15 protein-coding genes are annotated in these 18,325 nt (G+C 40.7%); 3 read left to right on the forward strand and 12 right to left on the reverse strand.

Translation table 11 applies throughout. From position 1 onward, the window contains the following. Window positions 1-10: 10 nt before the first annotated feature. Complete coding sequence (yneA, locus tag TV75_RS03610; protein WP_044337290.1) at window positions 11-337, reverse strand: cell division suppressor protein YneA; 327 nt, start codon at window positions 335-337, stop codon at window positions 11-13. A gap of 158 nt (window positions 338-495) precedes the next feature. On the opposite strand from yneA, the gene lexA reads away from it, so the two are divergent. After that, window positions 496-1,116 carry a transcriptional repressor LexA gene (gene lexA, locus TV75_RS03620; RefSeq protein WP_044337292.1) on the forward strand — a complete coding sequence of 207 codons (621 nt, stop codon included), beginning with the start codon at window positions 496-498 and terminating at the stop codon, window positions 1,114-1,116. A gap of 123 nt (window positions 1,117-1,239) precedes the next feature. On the opposite strand, the gene glnA is transcribed toward lexA, so the two are convergent. From glnA to hflX, 4 genes are all read right to left on the reverse strand, one after another. Beyond that, window positions 1,240-2,574, reverse strand: coding sequence for a type I glutamate--ammonia ligase (gene glnA, locus TV75_RS03625; protein ID WP_044337293.1), 1,335 nt, complete (start codon window positions 2,572-2,574; stop codon window positions 1,240-1,242). Window positions 2,575-2,611: 37 nt separating this feature from the next. Then, complete coding sequence (locus TV75_RS03630) at window positions 2,612-3,028, reverse strand: MerR family transcriptional regulator (RefSeq protein WP_044337294.1); 417 nt, start codon at window positions 3,026-3,028, stop codon at window positions 2,612-2,614. Window positions 3,029-3,167: 139 nt separating this feature from the next. Then, window positions 3,168-4,445: an aminotransferase class I/II-fold pyridoxal phosphate-dependent enzyme gene (locus tag TV75_RS03635; RefSeq protein ID WP_044337295.1), complete on the reverse strand. Its 1,278-nt coding sequence runs from the start codon at window positions 4,443-4,445 to the stop codon at window positions 3,168-3,170. 18 nt (window positions 4,446-4,463) lie between these two features. After that, the gene (gene hflX / locus TV75_RS03640) at window positions 4,464-5,717 is read right to left on the reverse strand and encodes a GTPase HflX (protein ID WP_044337296.1); all 1,254 of its coding nucleotides are present in this window, start codon (window positions 5,715-5,717) and stop codon (window positions 4,464-4,466) included. 200 nt (window positions 5,718-5,917) lie between these two features. On the opposite strand from hflX, the gene TV75_RS03645 reads away from it, so the two are divergent. Beyond that, window positions 5,918-6,526, forward strand: a complete 609-nt coding sequence (locus TV75_RS03645) for a trimeric intracellular cation channel family protein (RefSeq protein WP_044337297.1) — start codon at window positions 5,918-5,920, stop codon at window positions 6,524-6,526. A 72-nt stretch (window positions 6,527-6,598) separates the two neighbouring features. On the opposite strand, the gene spoVK is transcribed toward TV75_RS03645, so the two are convergent. From spoVK to TV75_RS03670, 5 genes are all read right to left on the reverse strand, one after another. Continuing rightward, on the reverse strand, window positions 6,599-7,552 hold the full coding sequence (gene spoVK / locus TV75_RS03650; RefSeq protein WP_044337298.1) for a stage V sporulation protein K: 954 nt from the start codon (window positions 7,550-7,552) through the stop codon (window positions 6,599-6,601). Window positions 7,553-7,941: 389 nt separating this feature from the next. Beyond that, the gene (gene hfq, locus TV75_RS03655) at window positions 7,942-8,178 is read right to left on the reverse strand and encodes an RNA chaperone Hfq (RefSeq protein ID WP_044337299.1); all 237 of its coding nucleotides are present in this window, start codon (window positions 8,176-8,178) and stop codon (window positions 7,942-7,944) included. Window positions 8,179-8,205: 27 nt separating this feature from the next. Beyond that, the gene (miaA, locus tag TV75_RS03660; RefSeq protein WP_044337300.1) at window positions 8,206-9,165 is read right to left on the reverse strand and encodes a tRNA (adenosine(37)-N6)-dimethylallyltransferase MiaA; all 960 of its coding nucleotides are present in this window, start codon (window positions 9,163-9,165) and stop codon (window positions 8,206-8,208) included. Between the two features lie 212 nt (window positions 9,166-9,377). Further along, the gene (locus tag TV75_RS03665; RefSeq protein ID WP_437176694.1) at window positions 9,378-11,762 is read right to left on the reverse strand and encodes a penicillin acylase family protein; all 2,385 of its coding nucleotides are present in this window, start codon (window positions 11,760-11,762) and stop codon (window positions 9,378-9,380) included. A gap of 178 nt (window positions 11,763-11,940) precedes the next feature. After that, window positions 11,941-12,978 carry a class I SAM-dependent methyltransferase gene (locus TV75_RS03670; RefSeq protein ID WP_044337301.1) on the reverse strand — a complete coding sequence of 346 codons (1,038 nt, stop codon included), beginning with the start codon at window positions 12,976-12,978 and terminating at the stop codon, window positions 11,941-11,943. A gap of 188 nt (window positions 12,979-13,166) precedes the next feature. Between TV75_RS03670 and TV75_RS03675 the strand changes: the two genes are divergently transcribed. Then, complete coding sequence (locus TV75_RS03675) at window positions 13,167-13,613, forward strand: DUF4385 domain-containing protein (RefSeq protein ID WP_044337302.1); 447 nt, start codon at window positions 13,167-13,169, stop codon at window positions 13,611-13,613. 52 nt (window positions 13,614-13,665) lie between these two features. Here the strand turns inward: TV75_RS03675 and mutL are convergent, their stop codons facing one another. Both mutL and mutS read right to left on the reverse strand, forming a co-directional pair. After that, the gene (gene mutL, locus TV75_RS03680) at window positions 13,666-15,555 is read right to left on the reverse strand and encodes a DNA mismatch repair endonuclease MutL (RefSeq protein ID WP_044337303.1); all 1,890 of its coding nucleotides are present in this window, start codon (window positions 15,553-15,555) and stop codon (window positions 13,666-13,668) included. Between the two features lie 13 nt (window positions 15,556-15,568). Beyond that, entirely contained in the window at window positions 15,569-18,190 is a 2,622-nt protein-coding gene (gene mutS / locus TV75_RS03685) for a DNA mismatch repair protein MutS (RefSeq protein WP_044337304.1), read from the reverse strand. Window positions 18,191-18,325 lie beyond the last annotated feature (135 nt).

Raw genomic sequence — 18,325 nt, forward strand, 5'->3', positions numbered from 1 at the left:
TTCTATCCCTCTATTCTTCGTTCATTACCAATTCATAATCTGAATGGGTGGATAATGTTGGATTTTCTATAGGCAACACAAGTGATTCACCGGGTTTGATTGAGAATGATGTAAGATTATTTTCCTCTCCGACCCAAGCGATAAATTCTTCCACTGTCATAGAATATTCTTCATTATACTGTTTGGCAATAGTCCAAAGCGTGTCTCCATCCTGAACGGTGATGCTTTGATATGACGGCTGGTTTGCCATAACCACTAGCAAATAGGCTGCAGATAAAAGTGCTAAAATAAATAATATAATAATGTAAGAGAAACGATTCCAAATGTGTGTTAACATAAAAAATACCTCCATACGAATGTTTGTTCTGTTTTTTGATATACTCATTGTAATACGAACATTCGTTTGGTGTCAACAGAAATTCGAACTTATGTTTGTATCGGCTGGAAAGACATGCTATAATGGGAACATAAGATCTATAATAGAGGTGCGTGAACATGACAAAATTATCTAAAAGACAGCAGGACATACTAGAATATATTAAAATTGCAGTTAGAGAAAAAGGGTACCCACCTTCCGTACGGGAAATCGGGGAAGCCGTTGGTCTTGCTTCTAGTTCCACCGTACACGGACATCTGGCCAGGTTAGAGAGTAAAGGTCTTATTCGTAGAGATCCCACCAAACCAAGAGCCATCGAAATCTTGAATCTTGAAGAGGATACGATTCCACGCCAGCGGGTTGTTAACGTTCCTTTAATCGGTAAAGTTACAGCAGGTCAACCCATCACGGCTGTGGAGAATGTCGAAGAATTCTTTCCCCTGCCTGAGCGTATGGCACCTTCAGATGAACAGGTGTTCATGCTCGAAATCATGGGTGATAGTATGATAGAAGCCGGGATTTTGGATGGGGATTTTGTTATCGTGCGTCAGCAGCAAACAGCGAATAATGGAGACATCGTCGTAGCAATGACAGAAGAAGATGAAGCGACTGTAAAACGCTTCTTTAAAGAAAAGGATTATGTTCGATTACAGCCAGAGAATTCAACAATGGATCCGATCATCTTACGGAATGTATCCATTTTAGGTAAAGTCGTCGGAGTTTATCGTCAGGTACATTAGTACGTTTAAGCCGCTATGTTTAATAGCGGCTTTATTTTTTCTGTAATTTGAAAGACTTTTGTAAAAAAAATAAGCAGTGGGTCGTAGAGTTTTCACTACGACCCACTGCTTTGCTTTTAAGGATTAATACATTTGAATGTATTGCTCACGCTCCCAAGGGTGCACTTGTGTACGGAACATATCCCATTCGATCTCTTTTGCTTCCACGAAATGTTCGAAAATGTGTTCTCCAAGAGATTTAACGATTACTTCATTTGTTTTAAGGATTTCTAATGCAGCATGTAATGTTGCAGGAAGATCTACGATACCCGCTTCTTCACGCTCTTTTTTGTCCATAACATAAATGTTGCGGTCAATCGGCTTAGGAGCTTGCAGGTTATTCTTAACACCATCTAATCCTGCTGCCAATAATACAGCCATTGCCAGGTAAGGGTTAGCCGCCGGATCGACACTGCGTACTTCAACACGTGTGCTTAATCCACGAGAAGCAGGGATACGGATTAATGGGCTTCGATTACGTGCAGACCAAGCAACATAACAAGGTGCTTCGTACCCTGGAACTAAACGCTTGTATGAGTTTACAGTAGGATTCGTGATCGCTGTAAAAGCAGTAGCATGCTTAATGATACCAGCAAGGAATTGACGGGCAGTATCACTTAGTTGTAAGTCACCTTTTTCATCAAAGAAAGAGTTCACTCCATTTTTGAATAATGACATATTACAGTGCATTCCTGAACCGTTCACACCGAATAATGGTTTCGGCATGAATGTTGCATGTAAACCATGTTTACGTGCAATCGTTTTTACCACTAGTTTGAACGTCTGAATATCGTCACAGGCTTTTAATGCATTTGCATATTTGAAGTCGATCTCATGTTGACCAGGTGCTACTTCATGGTGGGATGCTTCGATTTCAAAGCCCATTTCTTCCAGTTCTAATGCGATATCACGACGGCAGTTCTCCCCTAAATCTGTGGGAGCTAAATCGAAATATCCACCGTTATCGTTTAATTCTAATGTCGGCTCACCGTTTACGTCTAATTTAAAGAGGAAGAATTCCGGCTCAGGTCCAAGATTGAAGTCAGTAAACCCTAGCTCTTCCATTTGACTTAAGATTCGCTTTAAGTTGTTACGCGGATCTCCTTCGAATGGAGTGCCATCTGGATTGTAGATATCACAGATCAGACGGGCTACTTTTCCTTTTTCAGCTGTCCATGGGAATACTAACCATGTATCTAAATCAGGGAAAAGGTACATATCTGATTCTTCAATACGAACAAATCCTTCAATTGAAGATCCGTCAAACATCATCTTGTTATCTAAAGCCTTCTCAAGTTGGCTCAGAGGGATTTCTACGTTCTTGATCGTCCCCAGAATGTCGGTGAATTGCAGTCGAATGAACTTGACACCTTCTTCATTCGCTAATCTTAAAACATCTTCTCGAGTATACTTTGCCATTTACGTATTTCCTCCTCAAGTTTATTAAAGGTATTATTTAATGAAAAAAGCGAGACATGTCACCTTGACGCAAAGATGCTTTAGTAAATCGACCAGAATGCATCAATTCATTTCGAAGTAATTTACGCAGCTCGTCATCGGATAAATCCTGTCGTGCTTTTTCTTCCTTTTCATTACTTACGTCAGATACTACTTTACTATCATTATGGCTGGATACAGCAAATATCTTCTTTATCCCTGCCATGTTGATGCCTTGATCCAACAGATCCTTTACTTCCAATAACTTATCGATGTCATTCAAGGAAAAGAGCCTGCGATTCCCCTCAGTACGTGCAGGGCTGATCAGTTGGTGCTCTTCATAGTATCGAATCTGACGAGCCGTTAGGTCCGTAAGCTGCATGACAATACTTATTGGAAATAATGCCATCGTTCTACGAATTTCACTTCCGCTCATCTTGATTCCTCCTTTTGTTTTCCTTCTTGACATTATTATATGTAATGTAAGGAGTTCTGTCAATGAAATGTTAGAATTTCTTACATAAGAAATCAAAAGAAAAGGATAGTCAGATTTAGACTATCCAATTACTTCTTTATTATCCTTTCCCAACAGTGATTAAACCTTTTCCAATTAAATTATCTACCGCTGTGCATACGGCAATTTTTACATGGGCGTAAGTTAACCCTCCCTGAACGTATGCCACATAAGGTGGTCTTATCGGTCCGTCTGCAGATAATTCAATGCTGGAACCTTGAATGAATGTTCCAGCAGCCATAATGACATCATCTTCATAGCCAGGCATATAGTTCGGATATGGAGTAAAATGAGAATTTATAGGTGATGCAAACTGGATTGCCTGACAAAATGCAATCATTTTATCTTTGTCATTGAATTGTACAGACTGAATTAAATCTGTTCGTTTTGCATAAGGACTTGGGTTTGTATTCATGCTGAGCTCTGTTAAGAACGCTGATGTGAAAACGGCACCCTTTAATGATTGTGCCACCACATGTGGCGCCAAAAAGAAGCCTTGATACATTTCCTGCAAACTGTAAAGAGATGCCCCGGCCTCTGAACCTATCCCAGGTGAGGTCATTCGATACGAACATGCATCTACGTATCCTTTTTTCCCAACAATATATCCTCCTGTTTTAGCAAGGCCACCACCAGGATTTTTAATAAGGGAACCGGCCATTAGGTCTGCACCTACGTGACAAGGCTCTCTTTCTTCTACAAATTCTCCGTAGCAGTTATCTACAAAGACGACAATTTCTGGGTTAATTTCTTTAACGAAGTCAATCATTTCTTTGATTTCTTCTATAGTAAAGGAAGGTCTATTGGCATACCCTTTAGAACGCTGAATCCCCACCATTTTTGTCTTGGAAGAAATCGTTTTGGCCACTTCTTCAAAATCGACCTTTCCTGACTCTAGTAAATCGACACTTTGATAGCCAATCTGGAAGTCTTTCAGAGAACCGGTGCCTTCTCCGCGAATACCAACAATTTCTTCTAACGTATCATAAGGTTTTCCTGTTATATATACCAGTTCGTCCCCAGGTCGGAGTACACCAAATAAGGCGATTGAGATTGCATGGGTACCTGAAATGATCTGGGGTCGAACCAGTCCTGCTTCTCCTCCAAATACGTCTGCATAAATACTTTCCAATGTGTCTCTCCCGGCATCATCATACCCGTACCCTGTGGAAGGAATAAAATGAGAATCACTTACACGATGCTTTTGAAAAGATCTGAGTACCTTAAATTGGTTGCTTTCCGCTCTTTCTTCTATATGTTTATGTATATCTTTAATGCTTGATTCAATCTTTGTAACGAGTGGTTTTAGTATGGTTCCGTGCGCTAATTGTTCAAACATGAGGTCTTTGTTTCCCTTCTACCTTTGAAATTTCTTGATGTTTCCTGAGATTGGGTGATCTTCCAGGTGATAGCCTGTCAATTCATAAACCTGGCTTTCTTCTATAAATTCCAGTTTTCTTAAGATGGTTTCATTCTTTAATTGCGAAAGGACCTTCCCTTCACTCGCTGGAATGAACACATGATACGTTGTCATATGTTTCTTCACGATCTCTTCTATTTTTAATAAAAGCTGCCCGCGATCGAGTTCGTTTAAGGCACTGATCATGATCCGATCCCCTTCACTGCCCGGCACAAAGTCAGGGTGCATCACATCTTTCTTGTTGTATACCGTTAACTGAGGCAGTCCAGACATGTCCAGGTCTTGCAATAAAGATTGAACAGTCTTCTCATGCTGACTGTAATCCGGATTTGAACTATCCACTACATGGAGAAGAAGGTCCGCTTCCCTCACCTCTTCCAGCGTAGAGCGAAATGCCGCTACTAATGTAGTCGGAAGATCTTGGATAAATCCAACAGTATCCGTAAGTAAAGTCGAATATCCGCTTGGCAAGGGCATCTTTCTTGTCATCGGGTCCAGTGTAGCGAAGAGTTGATTCTCTGCATAAGAATCTGCTAATGAGATTCGATTAAACAAAGTCGATTTTCCTGCGTTTGTATAACCGACCAGTGCTATTTGAAAGGCTTTGTTTCGCTTTCTTCGTTCACGATACCTTTCTCTGTGTTCAACGATGATTTGTAGTTGTTTCTTAATATCATCAATTCTGCGATGAATATGACGACGGTCACTTTCGAGCTTTGTTTCACCCGGCCCTCTTGTCCCGATTCCTCCTCCCAACCTTGAGAGAGAGGCTCCCTGACCGATTAATCGAGGAAGCAAGTATTGAAGCTGAGCAAGCTCTACTTGTAACTTCCCTTCTCTTGAACGGGCACGCCCGGCAAAGATATCCAGGATCAGTTGAGTTCGGTCAATCACCCTTGCATTTAAATCTCTTGATAAATTCCTAATCTGACTCGGAGATAGCTCATCATTAAAAATGATAATATCCGGTTCAAGTTGTTCTTCCAAAAGGACAAGCTCTTCCACTTTTCCTTTTCCTATATATGTACCAGGATGAACGCTATCCCGTTTTTGAGTTAGTACAGCCATAACTTGACCTTGAGCCGTTTCCGTCAACTCTTCAAGCTCGTTTAAACTATACTGAAAGCGCAAGTCATCTTCTTCCAGTTGACATCCAACCAATATGACTTTTTCTTTTACTTCATGCTTCAATAAACATCCTACTTTCTTTACAATTCATTATTATTTTCATCATACCAAATTCCCCTCGTAAACTCTATGTAAAAAGGTATGAAAAATGGTTGCAATTAAGTGCATACGTGTTAAAATCAGTATGTTTGAAGAAACATAACAACGATCACATTCTACATACTGGCATGTAGCATATTGTAATAGGGTTAGGAGGAATGTGTATGACGTGGGAAGTATTAAGTATTATAGGTACCATTGCTTTTGCCATTTCAGGAGCTATCATTGCCATGGAAGAGGAATACGATATTCTCGGTGTTTATATATTAGGGATTGTCACAGCATTTGGTGGAGGTGCCATCCGGAATTTATTGATCGGCGTTCCGGTTTCCGCTCTTTGGGAGCAGGGCATGTTATTTCAGATAGCCCTTCTTTCTATAACAGCCGTCTTTCTTTTCCCGAATAATCTCCTTAAGCATTGGAGAAAATGGGGGAACTTTTTTGATGCAATTGGTCTATCAGCCTTCGCCATCCAAGGAGCACTGTATGCTTCTGAAATGAATCACCCGATAAGTGCTGTCATTGTGGCAGCCGTATTAACGGGAAGCGGCGGTGGAATCATTCGCGATCTTCTTGCCGGCCGTAAACCGTTAGTGCTTCGATCAGAGATTTATGCTGTGTGGGCGGTACTTTGTGGAGCGGCTATCGGACTCGGAATTGTCCAATCTGCCTTTGAATTGTACTCTTTATTCATCATTACCACCACACTGCGTGTACTTTCCTACTTATACAAATGGAGGTTGCCGAATAGGAGCTTAAGAGCACATGTTTAATAAAAAAATGCATTCGTTTACGAATGCATTTTTTTCATAGATTCTTATATTCCTATTGTTTACTAAGTATAGTCATTCAGAAGAACCCTTATTAAACACCAGATCATTGCTTCGAATGGTTAATAAATCGTGTCGATCATAGCAATTTTCCATTAAGAGGCGCATTGCCTGAGCACGTATGGACTTTTCTAATACATTTCGTACATATCTTCCATTTGAAAATGCCATTGGAGATAGGGTATTTTTAGCTGAGTGAAGATGCTCCTTTATCTTTCTTTCGGCATCGTGACTTAATAAGTATTGCTTTTCTTCTAGCATCCTTCTGCCAATTTCCATCAGCTGATCAACTGAATAATCAGGAAAATGAAATACGAGTGGAAATCGTGATTGCAGACCTGGATTCAATGTGAGAAAGTGATCCATTTCCCTTGAATATCCTGCCAGGATCAGGATAAATTCATGCTGCTTATCTTCCATATGTTTGACAAGTGTATCGATCGCTTCTTTCCCGAAATCCTTTTCGCCTCCTCTGCCGAGAGAATATGCTTCATCAATAAACAAAATGCCTCCTAAAGCTTTTTTGACAAGGTCTCTTGTTTTCTGAGCCGTGTGACCTATATATTCTCCAACCAGATCAGCTCTCTCTGCTTCTATTAAATGTCCTTTAGAAAGTACATTCATTTTCAAGAACAGTTTTCCAATGATTCTTGCTACGGTCGTCTTACCAGTGCCGGGATTTCCTTTGAACATCATATGAAGTGCTTGTTTTCCTGCTTTCAAACCCATAGCTTCACGTTTCTTATTGACATATATCCATGCATAAATTTCTTTCACCATTTTTTTCATTTCTTCCATTCCCACAAGAGATCCGAGTTCTTCTTCTATTTCTTTTAATGCGACATGCTCTTGAGGGAGAGACTGAGGAAGGGATTCATGCCTCAAAGTATCTCGTACTGAACTCCGTTTCTGAGAATTCAATACAATGCTGATTTGACCATTATTTTTCATTCTCATTGGTTGATCCAAAGGTTTCACCTCACCATTCTAAAGACAGTATACGCTCCTGAGGATTTTAGGGTGACAAACGCCTATATTTCACCTATTTTTTTCGACAAATAAGAAGAATTCTGTCTATTCCTGCGCTTTCCCGAGAAATAAAAAGAAATACGGAGTGTTTTGCTTCGTTAATGTTCTATACAGGTCCAATCATTATTCAACTGTTAAAAACCAGCCTGTAGCATTGTAAGTGAGGGACGTAAAATAGCCTCTCTTATCATCCTATTCAATTACTTTTCTTTTCATTAACCAATTCTGTTAATCCTTTTTCAGATTCATTATGGGCATGCAAGAACATCCTGCTCATGGCCACAAAAAAAGCTGCCCTTAGAGGCAGCTTTCGAAAACTTTTTTCACAATTAATTGGTTGTTTCATCAAAATTTATTTGGACATTACGCTGTGGAGCGAATGTTGAAATGGCATGTTTATATACAAGCTGCTGTTTTCCATCGCATTCAAACAGCACTGTAAAGTTATCAAAACCTTTCACTTGGCCACGGATTTGGAAGCCATTCAATAAAAATACCGTACATAGTGAGCTCTCTTTTCTCAATTGATTAAGGAATTGATCTTGGATATTAATGGATTGTTTCATGGTTAGTCCTCCTCTTCTATCTCTACATTACTTATTCGACTTTAATTGAAGCTTTCCTGCAATAAATTCTGAAATATCCTCAATAATTTTGGGGTGCTGACGCTCATCTGTCATATCGAACCAGGCCACATCCATTTTATTTCTGAACCATGTTAGCTGGCGCTTTGCATACCTTCTGGAATTTTGCTTTAGGTTTTCGATTGCCCGTTCCAAGCTGACTGTACCATCAAAATAATCGTAAAGCTCCTTGTAGCCAATGGCCTGAACAGACTGAACATTTCTGATACCTTCATCGTATAGTTCTTTTACTTCTTCTAATAGCCCTTCATTCAACATTAAGTCAACACGAAGATTGATTCTTTTATAAAGTTTTTCCCGTTCCATCGATAATCCAATTAAAGCTACATCGTACTGCAGCTCTTGGGATTGTGCTTCTTGATACTCAGACATTGTCTTTCCAGTGCAATGATAGATTTCCAATGCTCGAATAACACGGCGGGTATTGTTCCGGTGAATATTCCCTGCTGTAAATGGATCCACTGATAATAATTGTTCGTGAAGCCACTCGGAACCATTCTTCTCAAGCCTTGCTTCCAGTTCCTCACGATAGTGTTCATCACCTGGAGTTTCAGTGAATTGATAATCGTATAGGACCGACTGAATATAAAGTCCTGTCCCCCCTACTATGAGAGGAATTTTCCCACGAGAGTGGATTTCTGATATTTTCTTTCGAACCAGCTGCTGAAAGTCAGCTACAGAGAAGGATTCATCAGGATCTCTAATATCAAGCAAATGATGGGGGACGCCTTCCATTTCTTCAGGCGTGATTTTAGCGGTTCCAATATCCATTCTTTTATAGATTTGCATGGAGTCACCACTAATGATTTCCCCTTTGAACCTCTTTGCAAGCTCTATACTTGTATTGGTTTTCCCTACAGCAGTCGGACCAATAAGAACAATCACTTTCTCTTTCTCATATCTTGTCATACATTCACTGCTTTCTATGTAAATGATTCTTTACATATTATCGTACCATAATGATAGACGTTGTTAAATCACATCTTGCTAGTGTGCCCATTTCTTTTATGATTATTCACAGAAATAAACCTTTTTTGTCTCCCCTCTTCAATGATGTTATGTACCCGTTTATAGAATGTATAAAACTGCTTGAAGGCATTCTTCAAGCAGTTCCCAGTTAGTTATTCTGCTTTTAATTTTAACCTGTCTCCACTTGGGTTGGAGATTGTGGTTTCATGATAGTCTCCATTGATCCATGCATTAATCTGATTATGGTACCATTCACTCTTATAATGACCGGCTTGTCCAGGCCCTACAATATGATAGCCTTTGTTCATGTTATTTGTGTCCATGACAAATCTCCATGAAGCACCATGATTGACGATTCCACTCTCATTATAGCTTGCAGCTCCCACCGTCACTCTACTTCCTCCCACTGGGACAGGATCTCTGTCATTTAAGAACCATTCCAACACTGGTGATGCTCCAGATAGAGGATGTTCAAAGTATACTCTATGATACAGTCCCCACTCCCACTCGTTCATTGAAGAACCATAAGCCTCTCCAAGCTCTTCTAAAGCCCGGGTAAGTGAAGCTTTTATGAAAGTCTTGTATCCTCCCCTGTCCACAAACCACTTAGACTCTTCTCCGTTATGAGCTTTTCGAATAAGTTCATCTACGACGCTTTGACGGCCTTCAAATAACTTCATCATATCCCCTGACACTTCCTTCTTAAAAAGCCCAGTGGAAATTTCGTTCATCCATTGGTGGAAAATAAGAGGTGCTGCCAGACGTTTATCATCTTTATAGTTCCATGACTTTAGCAACTCAATGGCTTCCTTTTCCTTATCAGTTAAAGAACCATTTTCCATATCATTAATAAGAATCGGGATGAATTCCCGAGCATGCAAATTCGAATGATCCATCTGCAGTTCTTTCATATCGGAAATTGTCAGCTCATCGTTCCCCTCTAAATATTCCGAAATCCTCATATATCGGTAGGGCTGTGCCCAATGATGACTAATATGATATGGATAGTCATCTGATGTCACTTTATTATTCGCTGTTGCCACAAAGCCTGACTGAGGATTGATCACTGTTGGAAGGTCTTCGAATGGTATATAGCCCTGCCATTCATATTCAGGGTCCCACCCAGGTACAGGAAGTAGCCCATCTCCTTTTTTCCTGATGGGAATTTTACCATTTGCCTTGTAGGCAATCGTTCCATCAGCTGAGGCAAATACGAAATTTTGCGTAGGAACATGGAAGTCCTTTAAGGCTTCTTCAAATTCATCCCAATCCTTCGCCTTATTGATATTAAGGATTGCAAGAAGTTCCAGACTTGGATCAAGTGCGGTCCATCTCATTGAAAGCACCTTTCCACTCTCATTATGATGAGAGAACTCTGAAATGACCGGTCCATGTCTTGTGATCGTGACTTCATAAGGAATGGTGTCACCATCTTTTACTTTAATGGGCTCATCTATGATCGTTGCCTTTTCCCATTTTTCATCATATAAAAACAGCGATGGATCTTCTTCGTTTTGTTTTTCAACATATAAGTCCTGAACATCAGGTCCTGTATTTGTTACCCCCCAAGCAATTTGCTCATTATGACCAAGGATGATCCCTGGGATACCTGCAAAAATCACTCCACTCACATTGACCTGTGGTGATTCCAGGTGCATCTGATACCATATGGAAGGAGTCCCCAATGAGAGATGTGGGTCGTCTGCCAAAAGGGGTTTACCACTGGCTGTTTTCTCTCCGCTTACCACCCAGTTGTTGCTCCCATTGAACTCAGGTGGAATGACTGCACTGGCAAATGACTGCTCCATATCAACCTGAACTTCTCCTATATCTGATAGTATTGCAGGAGCGTCTTCCGGGTATGACGGAAACAAATCATACGCTTTGTCCTTTGGCAGGTTTTTTAATGCCCAGTACCGGAAAGCCTGACCTTGCCAGTGACCCCCTAAATCAAATGCCATATACTTCCCGATGGTTAATGAATCGATGGGAGTCCATTTTTCAGGTTTGTAACCAAGCAGGGTGAATTCTATTGGGAGCCTTCCTTCATCTTTGGCTTCTTGAATATAAGCGTTGACCCCATCTGCATACCATCCGAGAAGCTGCTTGGCTTCATCGGGATATGCAGTAAATGAAACCTCCGCTGCCCTCCTCAAACCAAATGTCCGGAAGAATTTGTCCCGTTCAATTGCTTTCTCACCGACCACTTCACTCAATCGACCTGAAGCCTGTCTTCTGCTTAGGTCCATTTGGAATAGACGATCCTGCGCCTGTACATATCCTTGCGCCATATATAAATCTTTTTCATTTTGAGCTAGAATATGAGGGACACCGTCCTTGTCCCTTGTTACTTCCACATCCTCAGATAGCCCCTCTAATGATATTGTACCTGATGTAATGGGTAAGGATCTGTCAATATAATAGTTTACAAATATTAATATTCCAAGCAGGATAAACATAAGTGACCCTGCCGTCCACAAAGTGATCCTTAATCGTTTATTCTTTTTCTCCCGTTGAAGCTCTATGCCCCCGTTCATTCCTTTTCCTCCCCCTATTTATTTAAATTTTCTGAAATTATTTATTATATCTAGTTATTAGCTCTTTAAGTGAAGAATTCCTTCTCCTAATTAGTGGTCTTAGATATTTTATAGAACAGTAGAGTCAATTATAAAAAGCTTTTGATTGATGATCATTTCAATCAAAAGCTTTCTTTCCTTACCGGGCTTTTGCAATAATTCCATTATGAACCTTTATATAACCATGCTGCAAAATATCCACTCCATTTTCATATAAATAAAGACCCATTTGTTCAACGGTCATGAGTTCCCTATATGTGTGGTTCATCACATCAGACATTACTTCATAATAAATTTTGGATTTGAGCTGAGCTCTGGGAGTAGTAAGGACCATGTATCCATTTGGCTTCAAAAATTTACGATGCCACTCGACGACTTCTGATTTATATTCATCAGGGAAATGTTCAAGAAGCCCGACACTGAGTACAATATCAAACTCCTTTCCAAAAGATAGGTTTCTTATATCATCTACAATATACGTTGTTGGAAAATCACCTTTATAGTAGATTTTATCAGCCCCCGTAGCTGGATTCGGTCCCAAGAAAGGATAGGTGTCCGGAAAATCCCTGTAACGGGTATCTCTACAGAATGGGTCATAATCGACAAGAACAATTTCACTTCCCGGATACATCGCCGCAAGCTGCATGGCTTCATAGCCTTCGGCAGCACCGAGGAATAAGATTCTAGGCTTTATAACCTCAAGACCCCCAAATAAAGCCCTCTTCCCTCTGGGATCCCACACCCCATCTTGTATCCGGTGAACATAATTCCATAAATGAAGACGAAGATGCTCACCTAATGCAGCAGTCGTTTCTTTCGCATTCAATTTTAACGCATTGCTGATAAATCGTTTTCTACTATGGTTCAACTCAGTGGGAACATCCTTCACAAACCACTCATGAAAGGAGCGATTAAACATTTCCCATGAAGTATGAACGGGAAGAGCTTTACCGTTCTCTGCTTCCCATTCGTTTTTTTCTTTAGCGAAAGTTGTTACTTCGTAAGGCTTTCCTACATCTTTCCATGATAGTGTCGACCAATCCCTTACACCTTTTAACCTTACAAATTTATTATATTCCTTTTCTGTGAACTGTCTCTTATCTACTCGATAAGATGGCTGGAGGTATGTCTCTGCACTGACTACTTCGTTATTAATAGATTTTTCCAGTTCTATCATTTTCTTTTTCTCCTCCTAATTAAAACGCTCACAATTCAATACTATATAAATTAACGATAAAAATAAAAATACCTCTAATTAAATAAAAATATTAGTCAACATAATATTATTATCGACAATTAATTGACAATACATTCCGTTTGAGGATTTGCTCATATTGGGTACAGTACAGGAAGGAGGTTTAGAACATGCCATTTGATTACGAACTTGATTTCGAGTCGATTGATTTTCGGGAGCAGCCTGAAAGATACCGGGTAGGACGCGGGGAACAAGGTGTTTTACTTGTCGAACCATATAAGAGTGAAATCCTTCCCCACTGGCGCTTTAAAACCATTGATATTGCGAAAGAATCTTCAAATAAAATCTATGAGATGTTTATCCAATATAAATTGGAAAATGATTTTGTAGGTATGGACATGGCGAGGAAGTTTCTGCAAATGGGGTATACAAGAGCTCGACGGTACGCCAACTATCCAGGAGGGAAAAAGTATAGTAAAGATGGAGATTTAAAGAAAAGAAAAATAGACGAAGAAAAGGCGGCGGCTGCAGCAATATTTGAAACAAAGTGGAAGCTTGCCAGAGAGGATGAAGACTACCTTCATCTAAAAAAAGAGCACCAGACCCATTATGGTTAAGGAAAATCAGAACAGGGATGGACCGCTGCTGGTCCATCCCCTTGTTTTGGTACTACATTATGCGTTTAAACATCTTTTCCATTTCATAAGTTGAATAGTGGATGATGATAGGTCGCCCGTGTGGACAGGTAAAAGGGTCACTGGTTCTTCTCAGTTCGTCCAGTAAAGCTTGCATGTCTTCCTTGCGCAAATGATGGTTCGCCTTGATGGAACCTTTGCAACTCATCATAATAGCCGCTTCTTCCCGGAGTTTTTTGATATCAACCCGGTTCATCTTTAACACCTGTTCGATCATATCTTCGATGGTTTGCTGTTCTTCCCCTTTTGGAAACCATTGAGGATGAGCCCGGACGATAAAGCTATTGTAGCCGAATTCTTCAAGAAACACGCCGACTTCTTCCAGAAGATGGCGGTATTCGTTTATCTTAATATACTCATCTGTGGAAAACTCAAGGGTAAGTGGGACCAGAAGTTCTTGCAGCTCTTTCGCAACCTCCCCCACTTTTTCTTTAAAAAACTCATATTTTATCCGTTCCTGAGCTGCATGTTGGTCAATTATATATAAGCCGCGATCATTTTGGGCGAAGATATACGTACCGTGCATTTGGCCAACAGGGTAAAGTGGAGGAACCCGGGGAGAGTGCCGTTCCTCATCGAACCCTTCTTCCACATTTGTATCCTGTAATTCCGCTTCTTCCTCAATTGTGTCAGTTAAGTCCGGAACTGCCGGTATATCTGAAACAGGAATTTTTGCTTCAGGTGTTTCGTTCCTTGGTGTTTCTGGCTCATAAAGCTTTTCCAGCTCTTCTTTAGGAAGCAATCGTTCATGGATCCCACCTGTAAATACTGACCTTTCCTCTTTCAGTTGAGGTATCGGGGAACGATCCAGATTCATGAACGTTTGCTCTGATTTCGGCTGTGCAATCCTCGGTGCCACGGCGCCCGAAGGAATCAATTCTTTTCCTTTAAACACCCTTTTGATCCCTTCAGTAACTAATGTATTCAATTCACTTTCTTTACTGATGCGGACCTCCATCTTGGAAGGGTGTACATTTACATCGACCAGTATCGGGTCCATTTCTATGTTAAGAAGTACAATGGGGTGACGCCCAATAGGGAGAAGTGTGTGATACCCCTCGCCGATCGCTTTCGCCAAAGCATAGTTCTTTATAAACCGCCCATTGATCATCGTTGAAATATAATTCCTGGAGGCGCGGGTAACCTCCGGCAGGGATATATAGCCCTTCACCTTGAAATCAAGTGAGTTCACTTCGATCGGCACCATCTTCTTGGCTATTCCAATCCCATAGATAGAAGCCAGAACTTGCAGGACATCTCCATTACCATTGGTGTGTAATAACGTTTTACCGTTGTGCAGAAGCTTGATTGAAACGTTTGGATGAGCCAGGGCAATCCGGTTCACCACATCTGTAATGTTTCCCAGTTCAGTATGAATGGTTTTCATGTATTTCAACCGTGCGGGTGTATTGAAAAACAGTTGGGAAACTGTGATATCTGTCCCTTTTCTTGACGATGTATTTTCAAGTGTGTTGATTTCACCACCTTCAAGTTCTATATACGTACCAGGACCATCTCCCGTGCTCGTTTTCAGGACAAAATGGGAAACAGAAGCAATACTCGGCAGGGCTTCTCCTCTAAATCCCAAAGTCCGGATACGGAATAAATCATTTTCGTCTTTGATTTTACTCGTTGCGTGGCGTTTGAAGGCTGTTTTCACATCGTCCTCTTCGATACCATCACCATTATCAATGATTCGTATCGAATGTAAGCCTGCTTCTTCAATATGAATTTCTATCACGGATCCGCCTGCATCTATGCTGTTTTCAAGGAGTTCTTTCACCACAGAAGCCGGTCTTTCCACAACTTCACCGGCAGCTATTTTATTTGAAAGGGAATCATCAAGCTGAAATATTTTTACCACAGTTTCACCTCCTTTAGTTTTTTAATTTTTTTTGGATTCCGTAAAGGGTGTTCATTGCATCTAATGGAGTCATCTCCAGAATATCCAGCTTTTTAAGCTCATCTAAGCATTTCTTCTCTTTAGATGAAAAATTTTCTCTTTTCTCCTTTTTCTCTGTTGTAAAGAAAGATAGCTGGGAAAGCTCATCTTCATTTGGTCCTTGTTTTTCAATAGCGGTTTCCCTTGCTGCAGCCACCTCATTAGAGAAGGATGGTTCTTCCTTTCGCTCGAGCTCAAGAAGGATTTCGTTCGCTCTCTCTATCAGGACTTTAGGCAGCTCTGCAAGCTCGGCAACATGAATTCCGTAACTTTTGTCTGCTGCACCCTCCTTGATTTTATGAAGGAAAACGAGCTTTCCATTCTGTTCCATGGCACTTACATGCACATTTTTCACTTTTTGAAGTTCTTCTTCAAGGACTGTCAATTCATGATAGTGAGTAGAGAATAAAGTTTTAGCCCCTATATGATCATGAATGTATTCAATAATCGCCTGGGCAAGTGCCATTCCATCATAAGTGGAGGTACCGCGTCCAATTTCATCGAATAATATTAAACTCTGCTGAGTCGCGTGGATGATCGCATTTCTGGCCTCTAACATCTCAACCATAAAAGTACTTTGACCTGAAATAAGATCATCCGCTGCCCCGATGCGAGTGAAAACTTGATCAAAAATTGGCAGGTTTGCCTCGCTTGCAGGAACATAACAGCCGATTTGAGCAAGAATACTGGTTAAAGCCACCTGTCTCATATAGGTACTTTTCCCCGACATATTCGGTCCTGTAATAAGAAAGACTTCCCTTTTGTGATCCATATAGCAGTCATTCGGAACATATTCCTGAGCACCCATCACCTTCTCCACAACTGGATGACGTCCGTCCCTCAGCAGGATTCTTCTTTCATTATTAAAAACAGGGCGGGTATAATGACGCTTTTCACTGACCGTTGCAAAACATTGTAGAACGTCCAATTCGCTTACGAGCTTTGCTAGCTTCTGAAGGCGGGGAATGAATTCTTTCACTCTTTCACGAATCCCAATGAACAGTTCATATTCCAGATCAACGCTTTTTTCATCAGCCTGAAGGATAAGCGCTTCTTTCTCCTTCAACTCCGGGGTAATAAAGCGTTCCGCATTTGTTAATGTTTGTTTTCTTTCATAGCGGCCTTCTTCCAGGTGTTGAAGGTTTGCTCTCGTTACTTCGATATAATAGCCAAAGACCCGGTTAAATCCTACTTTAAGAGATCTGATTCCCGTTCTTTCCCTCTCGTCCCGTTCGAGTTGAGCAATCCAGGACTTCCCATTCTTACTTGCATCACGGAATTGATCAAGCTCCTCATGATACCCTTCTTGGATCAAGCTTCCCTCTTTAATGGATAGAGGAGGATTTTCTACCAGCGCTTGTTCTAGAAGGTCTGTTAATTCTTCACATGGATCGAGCTTGCTTACGAGGTCAGCGGTTGCTTCATTTTCCAGTGATTCCACCAGATGTTTTAAAACGGGTACTTGCTGAAGTGATTTTTTCAGCTGAATCAGATCACGTGCATTCACATTACCGAAAGCAACCCGTCCTGCCAGTCTCTCAAGATCATATACTTCCTTTAAACGTTCTCTAAGGTCCTGCCTTTCGAAGAATCGCTCCAATAGCACTTCAACAACCGTTTGACGCTTTTCAATATCCTGTTTATGAATAAGTGGTCGATCTATCCATTGCTTTAGTAATCGGGCTCCCATAGCCGTCATCGTTTCATCTAATAGCCAAAGCAGCGAACCTTTCTTTCCTTTGGATCGGATTGTCTCTGTCAATTCCAGATTACGTTTTGAATAGTAATCCATTTTCATAAATTGATGCAGCTGATATGTCTCAACTACTTGTAGATGATCAAGGCTTCTCTTCTGTGTACGGAAGAGGTAGTGAAAAAGGATCGATGAAGCCTCTATTAGTTTATCTTGTTGTAAAGGAGCAACGAGATGAGCGAAATCTTCCTTTACGTCAGCTTCTTTCTCATGGGATAAGGTAACATCGTTTCGTTCTTTGATCTTCCCTTGTACCGCTTCACTAAGGTCCGGATGAATGACCACTTCCTTCGCACCAATCGTCGATAACTCATTCAACAATGCTTGAAGGCCATCTGTCACCAAAGTCACTTTTGTTTCCCCTGTTGTTAAGTCACTGTAAGACAATCCGTAAGTTTGATCATTAAAATCGGTCACAGAGGCAATATAATTGTTCTCTTTATCATTTAAGCCTTTTCCATCCATAACCGTACCGGGTGTAATAAGTTGAACAACTTCTCTCCGCACAACTCCTTTAGCTTGTTTCGGATCTTCGGTTTGTTCACAAATTGCTACTTTAAAGCCTTTATCGATGAGCTGCTCTATGTAGTTAGGAGCAGAGTGATAAGGAACACCACACATGGGAATACGTTCCTTCCCTCCCCCATCACGACTTGTCAACGTTATTTCAAGTTCCTGAGATGCAGCGATGGCATCATCAAAAAACATTTCATAAAAATCCCCTAAACGAAAAAATAAAAAGGCATCCTGGTATTCTGCCTTTACTTGTAAGTATTGTTTTATCATTGGAGTATATTGTGTCATGGTTTCATTCAAACCTTTCCAAGTAAATCTACTAATCTCGAATATTCATTATATCACACGTAAAAGGGTTGGAGCATGTAGTAGATTGAGGAAACCAGACTGGTCACCTCAAGATCTGTGTGTATTTCCTTTACA

The organism is Rossellomorea aquimaris, assembly GCF_000935355.1.
GTDB lineage: Bacteria > Bacillota > Bacilli > Bacillales > Bacillaceae_B > Rossellomorea > Rossellomorea aquimaris_B.